General features: G+C 71.8%; 18 protein-coding genes. 16 read left to right on the top strand and 2 right to left on the bottom strand.

Translation table 11 applies throughout. The features are described 5' to 3' along the window. The first annotated feature begins 13 nt into the window (after positions 1-13). The 4 genes from nirB to IL992_RS19160 are packed head-to-tail and all read left to right on the top strand — an operon-like array spanning position 14 to position 4708. Positions 14-2467: a nitrite reductase large subunit NirB gene (gene nirB / locus IL992_RS19175; RefSeq protein ID WP_193204706.1), complete on the top strand. Its 2454-nt coding sequence runs from the start codon at positions 14-16 to the stop codon at positions 2465-2467. After that, on the top strand, positions 2464-2820 hold the full coding sequence (gene nirD, locus IL992_RS19170) for a nitrite reductase small subunit NirD (RefSeq protein WP_193204705.1): 357 nt from the start codon (positions 2464-2466) through the stop codon (positions 2818-2820). Before nirB ends, nirD begins: the two co-directional genes overlap by 4 nt. Continuing rightward, positions 2817-3980, top strand: a complete 1164-nt coding sequence (locus tag IL992_RS19165; protein ID WP_193204704.1) for a uroporphyrinogen-III synthase — start codon at positions 2817-2819, stop codon at positions 3978-3980. The genes nirD and IL992_RS19165 overlap by 4 nt, the downstream gene beginning before the upstream one ends. Further along, positions 3977-4708, top strand: coding sequence for a sirohydrochlorin chelatase (locus tag IL992_RS19160; RefSeq protein ID WP_319018666.1), 732 nt, complete (start codon positions 3977-3979; stop codon positions 4706-4708). Before IL992_RS19165 ends, IL992_RS19160 begins: the two co-directional genes overlap by 4 nt. Before the next feature lie 38 nt (positions 4709-4746). Here IL992_RS19160 and IL992_RS48410 read toward each other — a convergent pair whose 3' ends face one another. Next, the gene (locus tag IL992_RS48410) at positions 4747-5028 is read right to left on the bottom strand and encodes a plasmid mobilization protein (RefSeq protein WP_319018665.1); all 282 of its coding nucleotides are present in this window, start codon (positions 5026-5028) and stop codon (positions 4747-4749) included. A gap of 668 nt (positions 5029-5696) precedes the next feature. Between IL992_RS48410 and epsC the strand changes: the two genes are divergently transcribed. From epsC to IL992_RS19110, 8 genes are all read left to right on the top strand, one after another. Next, positions 5697-7667: a serine O-acetyltransferase EpsC gene (gene epsC / locus IL992_RS19145; RefSeq protein ID WP_226873307.1), complete on the top strand. Its 1971-nt coding sequence runs from the start codon at positions 5697-5699 to the stop codon at positions 7665-7667. Further along, on the top strand, positions 7664-8938 hold the full coding sequence (locus IL992_RS19140; RefSeq protein ID WP_193204703.1) for an ATP-binding protein: 1275 nt from the start codon (positions 7664-7666) through the stop codon (positions 8936-8938). The genes epsC and IL992_RS19140 overlap by 4 nt, the downstream gene beginning before the upstream one ends. Beyond that, entirely contained in the window at positions 8935-10266 is a 1332-nt protein-coding gene (locus IL992_RS19135) for an MFS transporter (RefSeq protein WP_319018664.1), read from the top strand. The genes IL992_RS19140 and IL992_RS19135 overlap by 4 nt, the downstream gene beginning before the upstream one ends. Continuing rightward, the gene (locus IL992_RS19130; protein WP_193204702.1) at positions 10266-10943 is read left to right on the top strand and encodes a TRM11 family SAM-dependent methyltransferase; all 678 of its coding nucleotides are present in this window, start codon (positions 10266-10268) and stop codon (positions 10941-10943) included. The genes IL992_RS19135 and IL992_RS19130 overlap by 1 nt, the downstream gene beginning before the upstream one ends. Further along, positions 10940-11875 (top strand): PLP-dependent cysteine synthase family protein, encoded by a 936-nt coding sequence (locus IL992_RS19125; protein WP_193204701.1) that lies wholly within the window; start codon positions 10940-10942, stop codon positions 11873-11875. The genes IL992_RS19130 and IL992_RS19125 overlap by 4 nt, the downstream gene beginning before the upstream one ends. Positions 11876-11972: 97 nt before the next feature. Then, entirely contained in the window at positions 11973-12371 is a 399-nt protein-coding gene (locus IL992_RS19120) for an ArsR/SmtB family transcription factor (protein ID WP_319018663.1), read from the top strand. Beyond that, complete coding sequence (locus tag IL992_RS19115; protein ID WP_193204700.1) at positions 12304-12786, top strand: SRPBCC family protein; 483 nt, start codon at positions 12304-12306, stop codon at positions 12784-12786. The genes IL992_RS19120 and IL992_RS19115 overlap by 68 nt, the downstream gene beginning before the upstream one ends. Next, complete coding sequence (locus tag IL992_RS19110; RefSeq protein WP_193204699.1) at positions 12773-13348, top strand: TIGR03086 family metal-binding protein; 576 nt, start codon at positions 12773-12775, stop codon at positions 13346-13348. The genes IL992_RS19115 and IL992_RS19110 overlap by 14 nt, the downstream gene beginning before the upstream one ends. Before the next feature lie 76 nt (positions 13349-13424). On the opposite strand, the gene IL992_RS19105 is transcribed toward IL992_RS19110, so the two are convergent. Continuing rightward, positions 13425-14279: a PAC2 family protein gene (locus IL992_RS19105; RefSeq protein WP_079315266.1), complete on the bottom strand. Its 855-nt coding sequence runs from the start codon at positions 14277-14279 to the stop codon at positions 13425-13427. A gap of 219 nt (positions 14280-14498) precedes the next feature. Here IL992_RS19105 and metH point away from each other — a divergent pair, with 219 nt between their 5' ends. The 4 genes from metH (at position 14499) to IL992_RS19085 (ending at position 20594) form a co-directional block, all read left to right on the top strand. Beyond that, on the top strand, positions 14499-17963 hold the full coding sequence (metH, locus tag IL992_RS19100) for a methionine synthase (RefSeq protein ID WP_193204698.1): 3465 nt from the start codon (positions 14499-14501) through the stop codon (positions 17961-17963). Between the two features lie 81 nt (positions 17964-18044). Beyond that, on the top strand, positions 18045-18686 hold the full coding sequence (locus tag IL992_RS19095) for an HAD family hydrolase (RefSeq protein ID WP_079315265.1): 642 nt from the start codon (positions 18045-18047) through the stop codon (positions 18684-18686). A gap of 69 nt (positions 18687-18755) precedes the next feature. Then, complete coding sequence (locus tag IL992_RS19090) at positions 18756-19235, top strand: cellulose synthase (RefSeq protein ID WP_193204697.1); 480 nt, start codon at positions 18756-18758, stop codon at positions 19233-19235. A 366-nt stretch (positions 19236-19601) separates the two neighbouring features. Continuing rightward, entirely contained in the window at positions 19602-20594 is a 993-nt protein-coding gene (locus tag IL992_RS19085; protein WP_193204696.1) for an ABC transporter permease, read from the top strand. The last annotated feature ends 33 nt before the right edge of the window (positions 20595-20627 follow it).

Genomic DNA, 20627 nt, shown 5'->3' with positions numbered 1-20627 from the left:
GGACCGTAAGCGCATGAGACTCGTCGTTGTAGGACACGGCCCGACGGCACACCGCCTAATCGAGACGCTCGCCGGCCGGGGCTTCGACGGGACGGTCACCGTTTTCGGGGAGGAGCCCCGCCCAGCCTACGACCGGGTGGCGCTCACCTCCTACCTCAGCGGCAAGAGCGTCGAGGACCTCACCTATCCGGTGCCGGACGGCGTCAGGCTCAGGACCGGCGTCCGCGTCACCGCGATCGACCGCGCGAACCGCACCGTCAGCACCGACGCCGGTGACAGCGAGCCGTACGACGTGCTGGTGCTGGCCACCGGGTCGGCGCCGTTCGTGCCGCCGGTGCCGGGCCGGGACCTGCCGGGCTGCTTCGTGTACCGGACGATCGACGACCTGGACGCCATCAGGGACGCGTCGCGGGACGCCCGGGCGGGCGTGGTCATCGGCGGCGGTCTGCTCGGCCTGGAGGCGGCCGACGCCCTGCGCGGGCTCGGCCTGGACACGCACGTCATCGAGATGAGCGGCTGGCTCATGCCGCGCCAGGTGGACGAGGGCGGCGGCTCGGTGCTGCGCGGGCACATCGAGGGGCTCGGGCTGACGATCCACACGGGCGCGGGCGTGCGTTCGATCGAGGCCGGCCCGGACGGCCGGGTCACGTCGCTCGTGAAGCCCGACGGCGAGGCGATCGACGCTCAGGTCGTCGTCTTCTCCGCAGGCATCCGGCCGCGTGACGAGCTCGCCCGGGCCTGCGGCCTGGAGGTCGGCGAACGCGGCGGCATCGTGGTCGACGAGGGCATGCGCACCTCCGACGAGCGCATCTACGCGATCGGCGAGTGCGCCCTGGCCGGGGGCATGGTCTACGGCCTCGTCGGGCCCTGCAACACGCAGGCGGAGGTGGCAGCCGAGCGCATCCTGGACGGGTCCGCGGCCTTCACCGGCGCCGACATGTCCACCAAGCTCAAGCTGCTGGGCGTGGAGGTCGCGCAGTTCGGGGCCATGTCGGGCGCGCTCGACGTCACCTACATGGATCCCGTGGGCGGCGTCTACAAGCGGCTGTTCATCAGCGACGACGCCACGACCCTGCTCGGCGGCATCTGCGTCGGCGACGCCTCGCCGTACAACGCGCTGCGGCCGTTCGTCGGCAAGCCGCTGCCCGGCGCGCCGAGCGACCTGCTGTTCGCCGGCGCGGGCAAGGCGTCGGTCGACCTGCCCGACGACGCGCAGGTCTGCTCCTGCAACAACGTCACCAAGGGCAGGATCTGCGCGGCCATCGCCGACAAGGGCCTGACCGACGTGCAGGGCATCAAGGACTGCACCCGGGCCGGCACCACCTGCGGAAGCTGCGTGCCGATGCTCAAGCAGATCCTGGTGAAGTCGGGCGTCGACGTCGGCAAGGCGCTGTGCGAGCACTTCCCGCACAGCAGGGCCGAGCTGTTCGACATCGTCAACGTCCGGGGGATCACGACGTTCTCCCAGCTCATCGCCGAGCATGGGACCGGCCGCGGCTGCGACATCTGCAAGCCCGCGGTCGCCTCGATCCTCGCCTCCCTCGGCCGCGGCCACATCCTCGACGGCGAGCAGGCCGCGCTGCAGGACACCAACGACCAGTTCCTGGCCAACATCCAGAAGAACGGCACCTACTCGGTCGTCCCGCGCATCCCGGGCGGCGAGATCACCCCGGACAAGCTCATCGTGATCGGCGAGGTGGCCCGCGAATTCGGGCTCTACACGAAGATCACCGGAGCGCAACGCATCGACCTGCTCGGGGCCCGGGTCGAGCAGCTGCCCGCCATCTGGCGCCGCCTCGTCGACGCCGGCTTCGAGTCCGGCCACGCGTACGGCAAGGCGCTGCGGACGGTGAAGTCCTGCGTCGGGTCCACCTGGTGCCGCTACGGCGTGCAGGACTCGGTGGGCCTGGCCATCGCCCTGGAGCTGCGCTACCGGGGGCTGCGCTCGCCGCACAAGCTGAAGTCGGCCGTCTCCGGCTGTGCCCGGGAGTGCGCCGAGGCCCGGTCGAAGGACTTCGGCATCATCGCGACCGAGCAGGGCTGGAACCTCTACGTGGGCGGCAACGGCGGCTTCAAGCCCCGCCACGCCGACCTGCTCGCGTCCGACCTGTCTACCGACGACCTGGTCAGGACCATCGACAGGTTCCTGATGTTCTACATCCGCACCGCCGACCGGCTCCAGCGCACCGCCGCGTGGCTGGAGAACCTGGACGGCGGGCTCGACTACCTCCGTGAGGTGATCATGGAGGACTCGCTCGGCATCTGCGCAGAGCTCGACGCGCAGATGGAGCGGCACGTGTCCACGTACGTCGACGAGTGGCGCGCCACCATCGAGGACCCCGACAAGCTGCGCCGCTTCGTCAGCTTCGTCAACGCCCCCGGCGTGCCCGACCCCTCGATCTCCTTCGAGACCGAACGCGACCAGATCAAGCCGGTGCTGATTCCACTGGAGGCGACCCGCAGATGACCATCCTCGACGAGAAGCCGGCCCTCGCCGGCCACTGGACCCCGGTCTGCTCCTACACCGACCTGCTGCCCGAGCGGGGCGCGGCGGTGCTCGTCGGCGACCGGCAGGTGGCCGTCTTCCGCACCTTCGACGGCGCCCTGTACGCCCTGGGCAACCTCGACCCGTTCAGCGGGGCGTACGTGATGTCCCGGGGCATCGTCGGCACCAGGAACGGCGAGCCGACCGTGGCCTCGCCCATGCACAAGCAGGTGTTCTCGCTGGTGACGGGCGTGTGCGCGGACGACTCCGGTGTCGCCGTGCCGACCTACCCCATTCGAGTCACCGACGGAACCGTGGAGGTGAGCGTGGTATGACCGCGCTGGTGGACGAGACCTCGACGAGCCTGGAGACGGCGCCGGACGCGCTGGCCGGGTTCACGATCGGGGTGACGGCGACCCGCCGCAGCGAGGAGCTGGCCGCGCTCCTCGAACGGCGGGGCGCCCGGGTCGTGCGGGCGCCCGCGATCCGCATCGTGCCGCTCGCGGAGGACGCCGGGCTGCTCGCCGCGACCCGGGCCTGCCTGGAGGCGCCCGTCGACGACGTGGTCATCACCACGGGCGTGGGGTTCCGCGGGTGGATGGCGGCGGCGGAGGGCTGGGGCCTGTCCGCCGACCTGAACGCGCACCTGGGCGGCGCGCGGCTGCTCGCCCGCGGCCCCAAGGCGCGCGGGGCCGTCCGCGCGGCCGGCCTGGTGGACTTCTGGACGCCGGCCACGGAGTCGTGCGAGGAGGTCAAGGAGTATCTGCTCGCGCAGGACCTGCACGGCCGCCGCATCGCCGTGCAACTGCACGGCGAGCCGCTGGACGGCTTCGTCGCCTCGCTGCGGGAGGCGGGCGCGGAGGTGATCGAGGTGCCGGTCTACCGGTGGCTGCCCTACCGCGACACCTCGCCGCTGCGCCGCCTGATCAGCCAGGCGATCACCGGCTCGGTGGACGCGGTGGCCTTCACCAGCGCGCCCGCCGTGCTGGCCATGCTGGGCGCCGCCCGCGCCGACGGGCTGGAGGACGCGCTGCTCGCGGCGTTCGACTCCCGCGTGGTCGCGGCCTGCGTGGGCCCGGTCACGGCCGGGCCGCTGACCCAGCGCGGCGTGCGGGTCGTCCAGCCCGACCGGGCCCGCCTCGGCGCGCTCGCCCGGGCCCTCGCCCGCCACCTGCCGGAAAGCGGCGTCACGCGGCTCCTCGCGGGCGGGCACGAGCTGGAGATCCGCGGCCACGCCGTGGTGGTCGACGGTGAGCTCAAGCCGCTGCCGCCCGCCCCGATGGCCGTGCTCAAGCGGCTCGCCGAGCGTCCCGGGCACGTGGTGAACCGGGCGGACCTGCGGGTCGTGCTGCCCGGCGGCCCCTCCCGCGACTCGGCCGAGCACGCGGTCGAGATGGCCATCACCCGCCTGCGCCGGGCGCTCGGCCCCTCGGGCATCGTCGAGACCGTCGTCAAGCGCGGCTACCGCCTCGCCTGCGGCCGGGACGAGCGGTGACCCCGACTCTGGTGATGGCGGCGCACGGGGCGCGCAGCGGCCACTGGGAGTCGGTCATGGACTCCCTGGCGGCCCGGGTGCGCCGCGCCCGGCCCGGCGCGCCGGTCGAACTCGCGTTCCTGGAGATCAGCGCGCCGCTGCTGTCCGACGTGCTGTCGCGGGTGGCGGGACCGGTCGTGGTGGTCCCCATGCTGCTCGCCGGGGGATACCACGCGCACATCGACCTGCCGGCCGTCGTCGCCCGCGCCCGGCCCGACGCGGTCGTCGCCGGGCAGCTCGGGCCGCACCGGCTGCTGACCTCGGTGCTGACGCGCCGCCTGGCCGCGGCTGGCCTGCGGCCCTGCGACGCCGTGATCCTGGGCGCGGCCGGTTCGTCCGACCCCGCCGCGCTCGACGACGTCCGCGCCGCCGCCCGGCTGCTGTCCGTACGGCTCTCGCGTCCCGTCACCGCCGCCTTCGCCTCGGCCGGGACGCCCACGCTCGCCGAGGCGCTGGAGCGCGTCAGGGCCGGCCTCGCCCCGCGCGTCGCCGTCGCCTCCTATCTGCTCGCGCCCGGCTTCTTCCACGACCGGCTGGTGAGCGGCGGCGCCGACCTGGTCAGCGCGCCCCTCGGCGTGGACGACGACCTGGCCGCGCTCGTCTGGACCCGGTTCGACGAGGCCCTCGCCCGGCCCGGCGCGGCCGTCCCGCCCGCCCGCGCGTCCTACACCGCGGGCACTCGGGCCTGAGCAGAGGACTACGTCCGCGCCTTCCCCTGAACGTCGGATCAGGCGGCGTGGTCGCGGAGGTACTGGGCGAAGGCCTCCCTGGCCAGTTGCGACACGGTCTTGCCCTCCCGCTCCGCCAGCGCCCTGGCGGCCGCCTTCTCCTCCGGACTCAGGCGGAACGTCACCTGAGGGGAGCGCCTGCCGGGTGCCGTGAGAGAGGGACGGCCTACCGTCCGGCGCACATGCTCGACCGCGGCTTCGACATCGGCCTCGTCGATCCGATTCCCCCGCCTGTCGTAGAGCTCCTCCGCGCCCAGGTCGACGTCCGACTCGTCGTCCACGGTGAGCTCGACGTCCTCCGGGGGTCAGGGGCCGGTGTACTCGGTCATGCTCGTTCCTCCTGAGCGCGGTCGGCATCGCGTGGATCACCAGCAGGTACTTCTCGGTCAGAACGGCGATCACCTCGAGCTCCAGCCCGCGATCTGATTGTTTGCTCTCGGTTGCAGGTGTGCTGTGTCGATGAGGGCATCGGGCGCCGGGTGCGGACGACGACCTGGCCGCCCTCGTCTGGGCCCGGTTCGACGAGGCCCTCGCCCGGCCCGGCGCGGCCGTCCCGACCGCCCGCGCGTCCTATGTCGTCGGCATCCGGAGCCGACGCCTGCCTCTCGCCTTCTTTCTTTTCTCGCCGCGCCGGTCTGTTCGCAGGCCGGCGCGCGCGTTTTCCGGCTCCGCAGGCCCGGAGAACTCCCATGGGCTCGGAGAATTCGGTACGGCGCCTGTCCGGTCGGGGTAGTCGCCCCGCCGAGCTCGGGTCATCGGCCGGACGCGTAGGGGTTGACCTGTGGTTCCTGGACCATCACGCTTACCCAATAACCGAGGAAAAAGGGTCCGTAATTCACATTCCCGGAAATGGCTGTGGAGGGTCTCCAGGCCAGTGGCAGTCTGCCATCCCATCGATCCGGGCTTTCATTCATGGTTTATTCGCCGAGGTGAATGTGAGGAGGCGAAGATGCCGCATGCCGATTTCAGGTCCTCTCCGCCGCCCCCGGGAAGCGAACGGCCGGAGAGACTGCTCCGCCTTCTGGCCGAGGACCTGCGGACGATCGTCGAGCGGGACCCGTCCGTACGCGACCGGAAGGAGGCGTTGCTGCACCCGGTGCTTCCGGCGCTGTGGCTGCACCGGGTCGCCCACCGGCTGCACCGGCGCGGCCGGCGACTGCCCGCCCGGCTGCTGATGCTCCTCGCGCGCGCCGTCACAGGGGTGGAGATCCACCCGGGTGCGGTGCTCGGGCGCAGGGTCTTCGTCGACCACGGCGCGGCCGTGGTGATCGGGGAGACCGCGGTCGTGGGCGACGACGTGACCATCTACCACCAGGTGACCCTGGGGGCGGTCGGCTGGTGGCGCGACAACCTGCGCGCGGACGGGGAACGGCGGCACCCGATGATCGGTGCCCGTGTGGTGCTGGGCGTCGGCGCGACCGTTCTCGGCCCGGTGCGCGTGGGAGACGACGCCGTCATCGGGGCGCGGGCGCTGGTCCTCCACGACGTGCCCGCCGGCGCGCGCGCCCTCGCCCCCGCCGGGACCGTGTCACCGCCTCGCGGCGGCGCGTCTTCCCGTACGGCCCGAGCCGACCTGCCCCGACCCACCGACGAAAGGAATGGATCGATGAATCCGGACAGCACGGTCCTGATAGTCGGCGCCACCGACGAAACCGTGCGCACGGCCAAGGAGCTGGGGCTGACCGTCCTGCTGCTCCAGCACCCCACGAAGGTCAGCCCCGAGCAGGAGGAACTCGCCGACGTCCTGCGCGTCCTGGACTACACCGACTGGGCGGCCGTCGAGCCCGTCGCCAGGGAACTGTGGCAGGAGCCCGGGTTCCGCGTCGCGCTGTCCATCACCGAGCCGGGGCTGGAGAACGCGGGACGGGTCAACGACCTGTTCGGCCTGGGCGGCACCGGCTACGAGGTCACCAGGAGGTTCCGCGACAAACTGGCCATGCGCTGCCACCTCGCGTCGGTTCCGGGCGCGGAGCTCGACCCCTCGGCGGTGGCCGCCGCGCCGCTGCTGCGGCGCGAGGACCTGGACGCCTTCGGAGCCGTCCACGGCTACCCGTTCATCGTCAAGCCGACCGACGCGACCGCGAGCATCGGCGTCTTCCGGATCGGGGGACCGGAGGACGCCGAGGAGGTCTGGGCCACGGTGGAAGGGCTGCGCGGCACCCGGACCGACCGGGTCTCGACCATGTACCTCCTGCGGGACTTCCTCATGGAGGAGTACGTCGAGGGACCGGAGTTCAGCGTCGAGGCGTTCAGCTTCGCGGGCCGCCACGTCGTGGTGGCGATCACGGAGAAGTTCGTGCACGCCGACCGGTTCGCGGAACTCGGCCACGCCGTGCCCGCTCGGCTGGACGAGCCGGTGCGGGAGCGGATCCGCGAGTGCGTGCGCCGCTTCCTCGACCTGATCGGCCTCAGGGACGGCGTCACGCACACCGAGCTGCGGCTCGGCCCGCACGGGCCGGTGATCATCGAGAGCCACAACCGGGTCGCCGGCGACATGATTCCGGAACTCGTGCGCGGCGCGTACGGCATCGACCTGGTCGAGTACGCCCTGGGCTGGCCGTTCGGGCTGGTCCCCGAGCTGCCGGACCGGCCCGAGGCGCACGCGGGGGCCAGCGTGCGCTCCCTGGTGAGCGAGCCGGGGCGGGTCGAGTCGGTGGAGGGCGTCGCCGACGCCGCGGTGCGGGACGGCGTGCTGGACGTGCGCGTCACCGCCAAGCCCGGCGACACCGTCCACGCGTTGCGCGACAACTGGGACCGGCTCGGCCTGGTGGCGGTGACCGGCCCCGACACGGATGCGGCCATCCGCCGCGGCGCGGAGGTCATCGACGAGGTGATCCGGATCCGGGTCGTGGGCGAGGACGGGCGGACCTGGCTCGCGCGGGTGGCCGAGGCCCGATCCCTTGCGGAGGTGCCGGCATGAGTGTCGTCATCGTGCACCGCAACCCGCTGGAGCCGTTCCCGTACGACCGCTGGCTGCGCGACTACGAGGGTCCGGTGGTGATCCTCGCCGCCCGCGACAGGTTCGAACCGTTCGGCGAGCGGATCCCCGTCGGGAACCTCGGCTACACGCACCTGGAGCTCTTCGACCACGACGACCAGGTGGCCGGGCGGGTCGCGCGCCTCGCCGCCGAGTACGGCGCCACGCACCTGATCGGGGAGCACGAGGCCGACGTGCTGCGCGTGGCCGCCCTGCGCGAGGAGCTCGGGCTGCCCGGCGCACGGGCCGCCGACGTGCTGCCGTTCCGGGACAAGGCCCTGATGAAGGAGCACGCGGCGCGGGCCGGCGTGGAGGTCGCGCCGCACACCGTGCCGCGGACCGCGGCGGACGCGCTGGACTTCGCCGGCGTCCACGGGTTCCCCCTCGTGGTCAAGAACAGGGCCGGTTTCAACTCCATCGGCCTGCGCATCCTGCGCGACCGGGACGCGCTGACGGCCTTCCTCACCGAGGCGTACGGCGCGCAGCGGGACGAGCAGCGGGACGACCTGCTGCTGGAGGCGTACGTGCCCGGCCGCATGTGCCACGTCGACGGGCTGGTGGTGGACGGCGAGGTCGTGCTGGCCTGGCCCTCGCAGTACCAGTACGAACTGGCCTCCTTCGGCACCGACCCCGGCTCCCGGGTCGACCTGGCGCTCGACCCCGGCGACCCGCTCACCGGCCGCCTGCTGGAGCTGACCGGCCGGACGCTGGCGGCGCTGCGGCGGCCCGGCGGCCGGCTGCGCGACCACGCCTTCCACGCGGAGATCTTCCACACGCCCGACGACCGGCTGGTGCTGTGCGAGATCGCCTGTAGGTCCGGCGGCGGGAAGATCCGCGAGGTCTTCCACACCCTGTTCGGGGTCAACCTCGCCGAGTGCTCCATCCGGGCCCAGCTCGGCCTGCCGCTGCCCGACGTGGAGCGGGCCGTACGTCCAGGGCGGCGGCCGGAGCCGGCGCGGATGGCCGGTCAGGTGCTGATGATGAAGCGGCCGGGACTGATCCACGCGCTGCCCGACGCCCCGGGGGAACCCTGGGTGGAGCACTTCTGGCTCTACGCCAAGCCGGGTCAGGTGGTCCCGCCCGCCTCGGGCTCGGCCGACTTCCTCACCGTGGCCATCGCCTCGGCCCCCACCCGCGCGGAGTGCGAGCGCAGGCTGCGCTCGCTCGGCGCACGACTGGAGGAGCAGGTGCGGATCGAGGCGGTGCCGTCGTGACCCGCCCGTCGACGCAGGTGCGATACATGGCCGGAATGGTGGTCGACGCCACCGGCAGCGGCATGTACCTGCCCCTGTCCCTGCTGTTCTTCCATCACGTCACCGGGCTGCCGATCGAGCGGGTCGGCGTCATCATGACCGCGGCGGCGCTGTTCAGCCTGGTCGGCAACCCCATCGCGGGCGTGCTCGTCGACCGCTTCGGCGCGCGGGCCGTCGTCGTGGGCGGCTACCTGGTGCGCGCCGTGGGATTCGCCGCCTACCCGCTGGTGGACTCGCCGCTGACGATGTTCCTCGCGGTGGCGCTGGTGGCGCTCGGCGACGGTTCCTACCCGCCGTCGATCCAGTCGTTCGTCGCCGCGATCGCGCGGGGCGCGGACCGCGACAGACTCCTCGCCGCGCAGCGCAGCCTGCGCAACGCGGGCCTCGGCGCGGGCGGTCTCATCGCGGGCGCCGCGCTCGGCCTGGGCAGCGACGCCGCCTACCGGGTGATCGTCCTCGTCAGCGCGGCCGCGTTCGCCGGCGCCGCGCTGATCCTCCGTACGATTCCTGTTCCCGGCGGCGCTGTTCCCGGCGGCGCTGTTCCCGGTGGCGCGGGTCCCGGAGGTCGGGCCGGTACGGCCCCGCGTACGACGAGGGACCGGCGGAGCGGGGGATACCGCCTCGTCCTGCGCGACCGGACGTTCCTCGCGCTGACCCTGCAGAACGTGCCGACCGCCTTCGGCTACATGGTGCTGTCGGTGGCGCTGCCCGTCTACGTCACCCAGGAACTGGACGTCCCCGCGTCGCTGGTCGGCGTGCTGTACGCGGTCAACACCGTCGGCATCGCGCTGCTGCAGATCCCGGTGACGCGGCGGCTGATCCGGTATCGGCGCACCCGCACGGTCGCGGCCGGTGCCGCCACGTTCGCGGCGTCGTTCGCGGCGTTCGCCCTGCTGTCCGGGGTTCCCGCGCGGCCGGTCGCCCTGGCCGGGGTCTTCGCCGCGACGGCGCTGTTCACACTGGGGGAGATGCTGCACGGCGCGCCGCTGTCCGCGCTCGTGTCGAGCGCGGCTCCCGAGGAGACCCGCGGCAGGTACATGGCCGTCTACCAGTTCTCCTGGGCGATCCCGATCACGCTGGCTCCGGCCGTGCTGACCGCGCTGCTGAGCCTGTCGCCGGTCTCCATGTGGCTGCTGCTCGCGGGAGGCGTCGCCTGCTCGGCCCTCACCATGCTCCGCCTGGAGCCCCGGCTGCCCGCCCGGGCCGTCCACGCGCGGATCCCCGAAGACCCGGAAGAGACAGATGACCGTCGCGCCGCGACGGCGACACAGAAGGCTGGTGTGGACTGATGGGCAGATCGAGTTGGCATGTGCTGCAGGGAGAGGACCCCGCGTACGCGCTGCCGGAGGCCGCAGGCCAGTGCGGCTGGGTGAGCCAGTTGCGGCCCCTGATCGTGGAGATGAGCCGGCCGGGCGACGTCGTGCTCGATCCGTTCGCCGGCTGGGGGACCACGCTGGTGGCGTGCGCGGTCGAGTCCCGGAAGGGAATCGGCTTGGAGGTCTCGCCCGAGCGGGCGGAGCAGGCGCGAAAGCGCCTGGAGGCGTACCCCGGCCAGACGATGCTGTGCGCCGACGCCCGCACGCCGCCGCTGCCGGCGGAGTCGGTGGACTTCGTCCTGGCCGACCTGCCCTATTTCGGCACCAACCTCGACACCGACTCCACGGTGGAGGGCCAGTTCTACGCGCTGCGGGACTACGACGAGTACCTGAGCGCGCTCGACGAGGCCTTCGCCGCGGTGACGAAGGTCATGCGGCCCGGCGCGCGGGCGGTGCTGGCCGTGCAGAACCGCCGCCTGGCCGGCAGGTTCGTGCCGCTGGCCTGGGACGTCGCCCGGGTGCTCGGCCGGCATCTGACCCTCGGTGACGAGCGGATCCACTGCTACGACCGGCCGGTGAGCGACGACGACCCGATGCTGACCAACCGCTCGCACGAATACCTGCTGGTGGCCGCGAAGGAGCAGGCATGATTCCCCTGATCGGCCGCGACATGGCGACCAGGATCGACGATCTCATCGGCAACACGCCCCTGCTCCGCCTCGCCCTCGACGGCCTGCCCCCGACCGCGACCCTGCTCGCCAAGCTGGAGGCGGCCAACCCGCTGTCGAGCATCAAGGACCGGGTGGCGCTGCGCATGATCGAGGAGGCCGAGGCGTCGGGGGCCCTGACCCCCGGCGCGACCGTGATCGAGTCCACCTCGGGCAACACCGGCATCGCCCTGGCGGCGCTCGCGGTCAGCCGGGGATATCCCTGCGTCGTCGTGATGCCGGACAACGCGTCGCGCGAGCGCACGCTGACCCTGCGCATGCTGGGCGCCCGGGTCGAGTTCACCGACCACGTCCTCGGCTTCCAGGGGTGCGTCGACCGGGCGACGGAACTGCACGCCGCCGACCCCGGATCCTGGTACGCCCGCCAGCACGAGAACCCCGCCAACGTCATGGCCCACTACACGACCACGGGACCGGAGATCTGGGCCGCCACCGGCGGCGAGGTGGACGTGCTGGTGTGCGGGGTCGGGACCGGCGGCACGCTCACCGGAACGGCCCGCTACCTCCGCGAGCGCAATCCCCGGCTGCGCGTCGTCGCGGTGGAGCCGGAGGGCTCGCCCCTGCTGTCGGGAGGCGCCCCGGGGCCGCATCGGATCCCCGGCCTCAACGGTGGCTTCACCAGTCCCGTCACCGACGTCACGCTGATCGACGACGTGATCACCGTGCCGGACGCCGAGGCGGCCGGCATGACCCGGCTCATCGCGGCCACCACCGGGCTGCTGGTCGGGGTCTCCTCGGGCGCGGCGGCGTACGGCTGCGCCGAACTCGCCCGGCGGCGGGACCTGTCGGGGCAGACGATCGTGACGATCTTCCCGGACACCGGCGAGCGCTACCTCAGCTGGTGGCCGGCCTGACCGGCGTACGGCGTGAGCAGCACTTTCAACCGCAGGGTTGACGAAGGAGGGAGTTGCGGCCTATGGTCCTTTAAACCATTGGGTTGAAACTGAGGGGGTGTCGGTCACGGACGCGCTGTCCCGAGTTTTCGCGGCCCTCGCGGATCCGACCCGCCGCGACATGGTCGCCCGGCTCTCGGAGGGCGACGCGACCGTGAGCCAGCTGGCCGAGCCGTACCGGATGACGCTGCAGGCCGTCTACAAGCACCTGCGGGTGCTCGAGGACGCCGGGCTCGTCAGCCGGCCGCGAGGGCCGCAGCCGCGGCCGGTACGGCTGGAAATCGAGGCCCTCGACCTGATGGACACCTGGATCGAGCGGCACCGGGACCGCGTCGAGCAGCGCTACCGCCGCCTCGACGCGGTCCTGGCGGAGATGGAGAGAGGCGAGCATGAAGAGGATCACGGAGACGGTCGTCGAGGCCGACCCGAGGCTGCCGGTCATCCGGATGACTCGTGACTTCGCGGCGACGCCGGAGCAACTGCTGCGCGCCCACACGGATCCCGCGTTGTTCGTCCGGTGGGTGGGTCCCGACGCCACGGTCACCCGGATCGAGCACTGGGACGCGCGCACCGGCGGCAGCTGGCGGTACGTCTCGGCGCACGACGGCACGGAATACGGGTTCCACGGCTGTTTCCACGAGGTTCGGCCGGACCGTATCGTGCAGACCTTCACGTTCGAGGGCGATCCCGACGGAGTCGCGCTGGAGACGCTGTGGTTCGAGGACCTGGGCGACGGCCGTACGCGGCTGCGCGCGCAGTCGCTGGTCGACAGCTTCGAAAGCCGCGACGCGTGGCTGCGCAGCGGCATGGAGACCGGCGTCGACGAGGGGTACGCGAAGCTCGACCGGATGCTCGCCGATGGCGCTGTCTGACGACCGCCCGGCCGAGCGGCACCGGCAGGTCGCCGGGCTGTTCACCGACCGGGTCCGCGGCGCCCGGTCGTGGGACGCGCCGTCCCCCGTCCCGGGCTGGACCGCCCGTGACGTCGTGCGTCACCTGATCGAATGGCTCCCCGGGTTCCTCGCCTCCGGCGCCGGTGTCGCCCTGCCGTGTGGACCGTCCGTGGACGAGGACCCGGTCGCCGCGTGGCAGGTTCACTGCGACGGGGTGCAGGCGGTGCTCGACGATCCGGAGACGGCGCACCGGGAACTCACCAACCCGCACGTCGGCAGCCTGCCGCTGGAGACCGCGATCGACCGGTTCTACACCACTGACGTGTTCATGCACACCTGGGATCTGGCCAGGGCCACCGGCCAGGACGACCGGCTGGACCCCGGCTTCTGCGCCCGGCTCCTCGCCGAGACGGAGCCGATGGAGCAGACGATCCGCTCCTCCGGCCAGTTCGGCGCCCGGGTCGAGGTGCCTGGCGACGCGGATGTCCAGACCAGGCTGCTGGGGTTCATCGGCAGGGACCCGTTCTGGCCGGGGCGGTGAGCAGGACGCTCCCCGGACCGGGCGACGATCGGCGAACGGCCGGCTCAGGAACGGGCCCGGACGCCGCCTCGCCGGGTCAGCGGTCGGTGCCGCGGTCGCGGCGGCGCAGGTAGCGCTCGAACTCCGCCGCGATGGCGTCGCCGCTGGCCTCGGGCAGCTCGGCCGCGTCCTTGCGCTCCTCGAGTTCCCGCACGTACTCGGCCACCTCGCTGTCCTGGGCGGCCAGCTCGTCCACGCCGTGCTCCCAGGCCCGCGCCTCCTCGGCCAGGTCGCCGTACGGCATCGGGATGTCGAGCATGTCCTCGATGCGGCGCAGCAGCGCCAGGGTGGCCTTGGGGTTGGGCGGCTGGGCGACGTAGTGCGGGACCGACGCCCACAGGGACACCGTCCGCAGCCCGGCGGTGCCCAGGGTGTGCTGCAGCACGCCCACGATGCCCGTCGGGCCCTCGTACTTGGTCAGCTCCAGGTTGAGCGCGCGGGCCATGCCGGGGTCGCTGACCGAGCCGGTGATCGGCACAGGCCGCGTGTGCGGCGAGTCGTTGAGCAGCGCGCCGAGCAGGATGGCCAGCTCGATGCCGAGATCGTGGCAGAGCCCGACGATCTCCGCGCAGAACGACCGCCACCGCATGTTGGGCTCGATGCCGCGCAGCAGCACCACGTCGCGCTTGGCGCCCGGCGGGCGGGCCAGCAGCAACCGGGTCGTCGGCCAGACGATGGAGCGGGTCACGCCGTCGCCGAGCTCGACCACCGGCCGGGTCACCTGGAAGTCGTAGTAGTCCTCCGGGTCCAGCTCGACGAGCGGGGTGGCCTTCCACTCGGACTCGAGGTGCGCGAGCACGCCGCTGGACGCCTCGCCGGCGTCGTTCCATCCCTCGAACGCGGCGATCAGCACCGGGTCGACGAGCTCGGGGAGCCCTTCGAACTCGATCACGCGCCGCCTCCTCACTGGCCTTGTGCAGTATGGCTCAGTCCAAGACTATTCGGTGAGGGGCCCCGTACGTCACCTCCGCCGGGCACCGGCCCGTCGCGCTGCCGTGACCTGCGGCGCCACGCCGGCGAATGTGGGCCCGCCGTTCCCTCGCGGAACCGGTATTCCCGTTTCGCGCGCGCGGACGATATTCCATTCGGCGGGGCCGATAGGCTTGCCTCCATGACCAGCAGACCGTCGTTCCGAGAAGTGCTGTCCGAGCGAGTTCTGATCGCCGACGGAGCCATGGGGACGATGCTGCAGTCCTACGACCCCACCCTTGACGACTTCCAGGGCCACGAGGGCTGCAACGACGTGCTCAACGTGAGCCGCCCCGACATCGTGCGGGCCGTGCACGACGCGTACCTGGAGGTGGGCGTCGACTGCATCGAGACCAACACCTTCAACGCCAACCGCGCGGCCCTGGGCGAGTACGGCATCGAGGACCGCATCTTCGAGCTCTCCGAGGCCGGCGCGCGCCTGGCCAGGGAGCGCGCCGACCACTGGTCGACGCCGGACCGGCCCCGGTTCGTCCTCGGCTCGATGGGCCCCGGCACGAAGCTCCCCACGCTCGGCCACCTGCCGTACGAGACGCTGCGCGACGCCTACCGGGACAACGCCGCCGGCCTGATCGCGGGCGGGGCCGACGCCCTGATCATCGAGACCTGCCAGGACCTGCTGCAGGTGCGGGCGGCGGTCGTCGGCGCCAAGCGCGCGGTCGAGGCGGCCGGGCGGGACGTGCTGATCATCACGCAGGTCACCATCGAGACCAACGGCGCGATGCTGCTCGGCTCCGAGATCGGCGCCGCGCTGACCGCGATCGAGCCGCTCGGCGTCGACCTGATCGGCCTCAACTGCGCCACCGGCCCCACCGAGATGAGCGAGCACCTGCGCTACCTGGCCAGGCACTCGCGGATCCCGATCTCCTGCATGCCGAACGCCGGCCTGCCGCAGCTCACCGCCGACGGCGCGTACTACCCGCTGAGCCCCGGGGAACTGGCGGACGCGCATGAGGCGTTCACCCGCGACTACGGGCTCGCGCTCGTGGGCGGGTGCTGCGGCACCACTCCCGAGCACCTGCGCCAGGTGGTCGAGCGGGTTGGCGGGCGCGCCCGCGGCGAGCGGCGGCCCCGCCCGGAGGCGGGGGCGGCGTCGCTCTACCAGCACGTGCCGTTCCGGCAGGACACGTCCTACCTCGCCATCGGCGAGCGGACCAACGCCAACGGTTCCAAGGCGTTCCGCGAGGCGATGCTGGCGGGCGACTACGAGGAGTGCGTGGAGATCGCCAGGGCGCAGGCCCGTGACGGCGCGCACATGCTCGACCTGTGCGTCGACTACGTCGGCCGCGACGGGGTCGCCGACATGAAGGAGCTGGCGTTCCGGTTCGCCACCGCCTCGACGCTGCCGATCGTGATCGACTCCACCGAGCCCGCCGTGCTGGAGGCCGGGCTGGAGATGCTCGGCGGCCGGGCCGTGGTCAACTCGGTGAACTACGAGGACGGCGACGGCCCGGATTCGCGCTACCAGAAGATCATGCGCCTGGTGAAGGAGCACGGCGCGGCCGTGGTCGCGCTGACCATCGACGAGGAGGGCCAGGCCCGCACCGCCGAGGGGAAGGTGCGCATCGCCACCCGGCTCATCGAGGACCTGGTGAACACCTGGGGCATGCGGGTCGAGGACATCATCGTCGACTGCCTGACGTTCCCGATCGCCACCGGCCAGGAGGAGACCCGGCGCGACGGCGTCGAGACGATCGAGGCGATCCGCGAGCTCAAGCGCCGCTACCCGGGCGTGCAGACCACGCTGGGCGTCTCCAACGTGTCGTTCGGCCTCAACCCGGCCGCCCGCATGGTGCTGAACAGCGTCTTCCTCAACGAGTGCGTCAACGCGGGGCTCGACTCCGCGATCGTGCACGCCTCCAAGATCCTGCCGATGAACCGGATCCCGGACGAGCAGCGGCAGGTCGCGCTCGACCTCGTGTACGACCGCAGGCGCGAGGGCTACGACCCGCTGCAGCGGTTCATGGAGCTGTTCGAGGGCGTGGACGCGGCGTCCATGAAGGCCGGCAAGGCGGCCGAGCTGGCCGGGCTGCCGCTGTGGGAGCGGCTCAAGCGGCGCATCATCGACGGCGAGCGCAAGGGCCTGGAGGCCGACCTCGACGAGGCCCTGGCCCAGCGGCCGGCCCTGGAGATCATCAACGACGTGCTGCTCGACGGCATGAAGGTCGTCGGCGACCTGTTCGGCTCCGGCGAGATGCAGCTTCCCTTCGTGCTGCAGTCGGCCGAGGTGATGAAGACCGCCGTGGCCTACCTCGAACCGCACATGGAGAAGGTCGAGGGCAGCAGCAAGGGCCGCATCGTGCTGGCCACGGTCAAGGGCGACGTCCACGACATCGGCAAGAACCTCGTGGACATCATCCTGTCCAACAACGGCTACGACGTGGTGAACCTCGGCATCAAGCAGCCGGTCTCGGCGATCCTGGAGGCCGCGGAGGAGCACCGCGCCGACGTGGTCGGCATGTCCGGGCTCCTGGTCAAGTCCACGGTGGTCATGAAGGAGAACCTCGAGGAGATGAACTCCCGGGGCATCGCGGAGAAGTACCCCGTGCTGCTCGGTGGCGCCGCCCTGACCAGGGCGTACGTCGAGCAGGACCTGGCCGACCTCTACCGGGGCGAGGTCCGCTACGCGCGTGACGCGTTCGAGGGCCTGCGCCTCATGGACGCCTTCATGGCGGTCAAGCGCGGCGAGGACGGCGCGACGCTGCCGCCGCTGCGCGCACGGCGGGTGAAGACCGGCGCCGTGCTGAAGCGGACCGCCGAGGAGGACCTGCCGGCGCGCTCGGACGTCGCGGCCGACAACCCGGTGCCCACCCCGCCGTTCCTCGGCGACCGGGTCGTGAAGGGCATCCCGCTGGCCGACTACGCCGCCTTCCTCGACGAGCGGGCGACGTTCATGGGCCAGTGGGGCCTCAAGGCCGCCCGGGGCGGCGAGGGCCCGTCGTACGAGGAACTGGTCGAGACCGAGGGCAGGCCCCGGCTGCGGATGTGGCTGGAGCGGCTGCAGACGGAGAACCTGCTGGAGGCGGCGGTCGCCTACGGCTACTTCCGCTGCGTCAGCGAGGGCGACAATCTGATCATCCTGGACGACGACGGGAAGGAGCGGACCCGCTTCACCTTCCCGCGGCAGCGGCGCGACCGGCACCTGTGCCTGGCCGACTTCTTCCGCTCCCGGGAGTCCGGCGAGACCGACGTCGTCGCCTTCCAGGTGGTCACGATGGGCAACCGGATCAGCGAGGCCACCGCCGAGCTGTTCGCCAAGGACGCCTACCGCGAATACCTGGAGCTCCACGGCCTGTCGGTGCAGCTCACCGAGGCGCTGGCCGAATACTGGCACGCGCGGGTGCGGTCGGAGCTGGGCATCGGCGGCGACGAGTCGCTGGCCGACATGCTCAAGGTGAACATCACCGGCTGCCGCTACTCCTTCGGCTACCCCGCCTGCCCCAACCTCGAGGACCAGGTGCAGGTCGTGGAACTGCTCGACCCCGCACGCATCGGCGTGACGCTGTCGGAGGAGTTCCAGCTCCACCCCGAGCAGGCCACCTCCGCCCTGGTCGTCCACCACCCCGAGGCGAAGTACTTCAACGTCTGACCGGCCGCACCGGCGTTCACGCGCGCCCCTTACCATGTTGGTCCCCCCCTGATCGGGGGTCTCACCGGGGGAAGGGGCCACGTGGACGCCGTGCTGTTCGACATGGACGGATTGCTCGTCGACACCGAAGGGGTGTGGTTCGAGGTCGAGACCGAGGTGGTCACCCGCCTCGGCGGGGCCTGGGGCCCGGAGCACCAGGAGCAGCTCGTGGGCGGTTCCTGGGACCGCACCGTCGCGTACATGCTGGAGCTGACGCAGGCCGACGTCGACCCCGCGGTGGTGGGGGAGTGGCTGATCGACGGCATGGAGAGCCGGCTGTCGACAGGCGTCGAGCCCATGCCGGGAGCCCTCGACCTGCTTCGGGGGCTCGGCGACCAGGGCGTGCGCACGGCGCTGGTCACCTCGTCGCTGCGGATCATCGCCGACGCCGTGCTCAAGGCCGTCGGCCGGGAGCACTTCGAGGTCGTCGTGACGGCCGACGACGTCTCGCGCACCAAGCCGCACCCGGAGCCGTACCTGACCGCGGCCGACCTGTTGTCGGTGGACCCGGAGCGGTGCGTCGCGCTGGAGGACTCGCCGAACGGCGTCGCCTCGGCGACCGCCGCGGGCTGCCGGGTCGTCGCCGTGCCGGGCGTCCTGCCGATCGCCCAGGCGCCCGGGCGGGTCGTCATGCCCTCGCTGCTCGACGTGGACGTGGACTTCCTGCGGTCGCTCGTCCGGTGACGCGGGCCCCCGCATGATCGCCTGCGGAGTGCCAGGATGGGGGTACGCCGTGGACGAAGGGGACCCGCCATGACATTCAACGACATCGCCTGGCTGCCGCTGTGCGCCGGCCTCACCGCGGTGGGAATCGGGCTCAGTTATCTGGCCTTCCGGCGCAGGGGGGTGACCGCCGGTCTGCGGGCCACCGCGTGGTCCCTGCTGCCGCTGGCCGCCTACCTCACCGGCGCGCTGCAGACGCTCTGGAACATCGGCGCGGCGGCGGTGGGCTTCGTGACCGGCCTGGTCCTGTCGCCCGCGGTGTGGGCCGGGGTGGTTCTGGCCGGGCTGTCGGCGCTGCTGTTCGTCGTCTCCGGCACGCTGCGCGGCCGCACCCTGTCCCGGGCCCGTACGGCACGGCCGGAGCCGGGCGGAGCCACCGCGGCGCCGGAGCGGCCTGCCGCGCCTAAAACGGCACAGACCGGAAAGACGGCACCACGACAGGTGGAACAGCCCGCCGGGGATGATTTCTCGGACATCGAGGACATCCTCAAGCGTCGGGGGATCAGCTGAACATCCCACATCGTGGGACCAAGTTACCGGCCAGTGCAATGTTACGGTTCCACGACATAATCGAAACGGGACGCGGACAAACCCTTCAAGATCAACACGAATGAGTTTCGCGTGAATCACAGTTGAGCCACAGGGCACCTCTGGGGACTGGTCAGCCCAGCTCAGACCATAGATTCTGCCTCCGGGGGTCGCACACCACGCGACCCCTTCGGACAATGTCGTCTGGGATCCAGGGGGCCTGCACCAAATGGCCGTGCGAGGCAAGGTCGTGAGCGGCCGCCGCTTCTCTGTCGCCGGATCGATCCCGGGCTACCCCGAGCGCGTCACCGCGGGCGCGGTCCGTTCGGGCAGGGCGAAGGAGGATCGATGACCGCGCCGATGGACGTCACCGGTGGGGACGCGCAGGCCACGCCGGAGGCCGTCGTCGAGGTGTCGGACGCGAAGGCGATCCAGGGCCGGTCTCTCGGTCAGATCGCCTGGATGCGCCTCAAGCGCGACAAGGTCGCCCTGGCCGGCGGACTGATCGTCATCCTCCTGATCCTGATCGCCGTCTTCGCGCCGGTGATCGTCGGGGCGTTCGGGCAGGACCCGACCCAGTTCAACTCCGACCTCATCGACTCCTCGACGATGGCGCCCAAGACGGGCACCGGCATCAGCGCCGAGCACCTGTTCGGCATCGAGCCGGTGAACGGCCGCGACATCTTCAGCCGGGTCGTGTACGGCGCGCGGATCTCGCTGCTCATCGCCTTCCTGGCCACCCTGCTCTCGGTGGTCATCGGCACCCTGCTCGGGGTCACCGCCGGATACTTCGGCGGCCTGGTCGACTCGATCATCAGCAAGGCCATGGACGTCTTCCTGGCGTTCCCGATCCTGGTCTTCGCGATCGCACTGGCGGGCATCGTCCCCGACTCGGCGTTCGGCCTGACCGGCGACACACTGCGCGTCTCGCTGCTGGTGTTCATCATCGGCTTCTTCAACTGGCCGTACATCGGGCGCATCATCCGGGGGCAGACGCTGTCGCTGCGCGAGCGGGAGTTCGTGGACGCGGCGCGCAGCCTCGGGGCGCGCGGGCCGTACATCATCTTCCGCGAGCTGCTGCCGAACCTGGTCGCGCCGATCCTCGTCTACGCGACGCTGCTGATCCCCACGAACGTCTTGTTCGAGGCGGCGCTGTCGTTCCTCGGCGTCGGCGTGCGCCCGCCCACCCCCACCTGGGGCGGCATGCTGTCGGACGCGGTGCGGTTCTACACGATCCCGCACTTCATGTTCTTCCCCGGCATGGCGATCTTCATCACGGTCCTGGCGTTCAACCTGTTCGGCGACGGCCTGCGGGACGCTCTCGACCCGAAGGCCCGCTGAGCCCTCCCTTCTCCGTAAAAGTCCCCCGGCTCC

The sequence above is a fragment of the Microbispora sitophila genome (assembly GCF_014892245.1).
Taxonomy (GTDB): Bacteria; Actinomycetota; Actinomycetes; order Streptosporangiales; family Streptosporangiaceae; genus Microbispora; species Microbispora siamensis.
The sequence above is the reverse complement of the archived record's forward strand: the minus strand, read 5'-3'. Positions and strand labels throughout refer to the sequence as shown.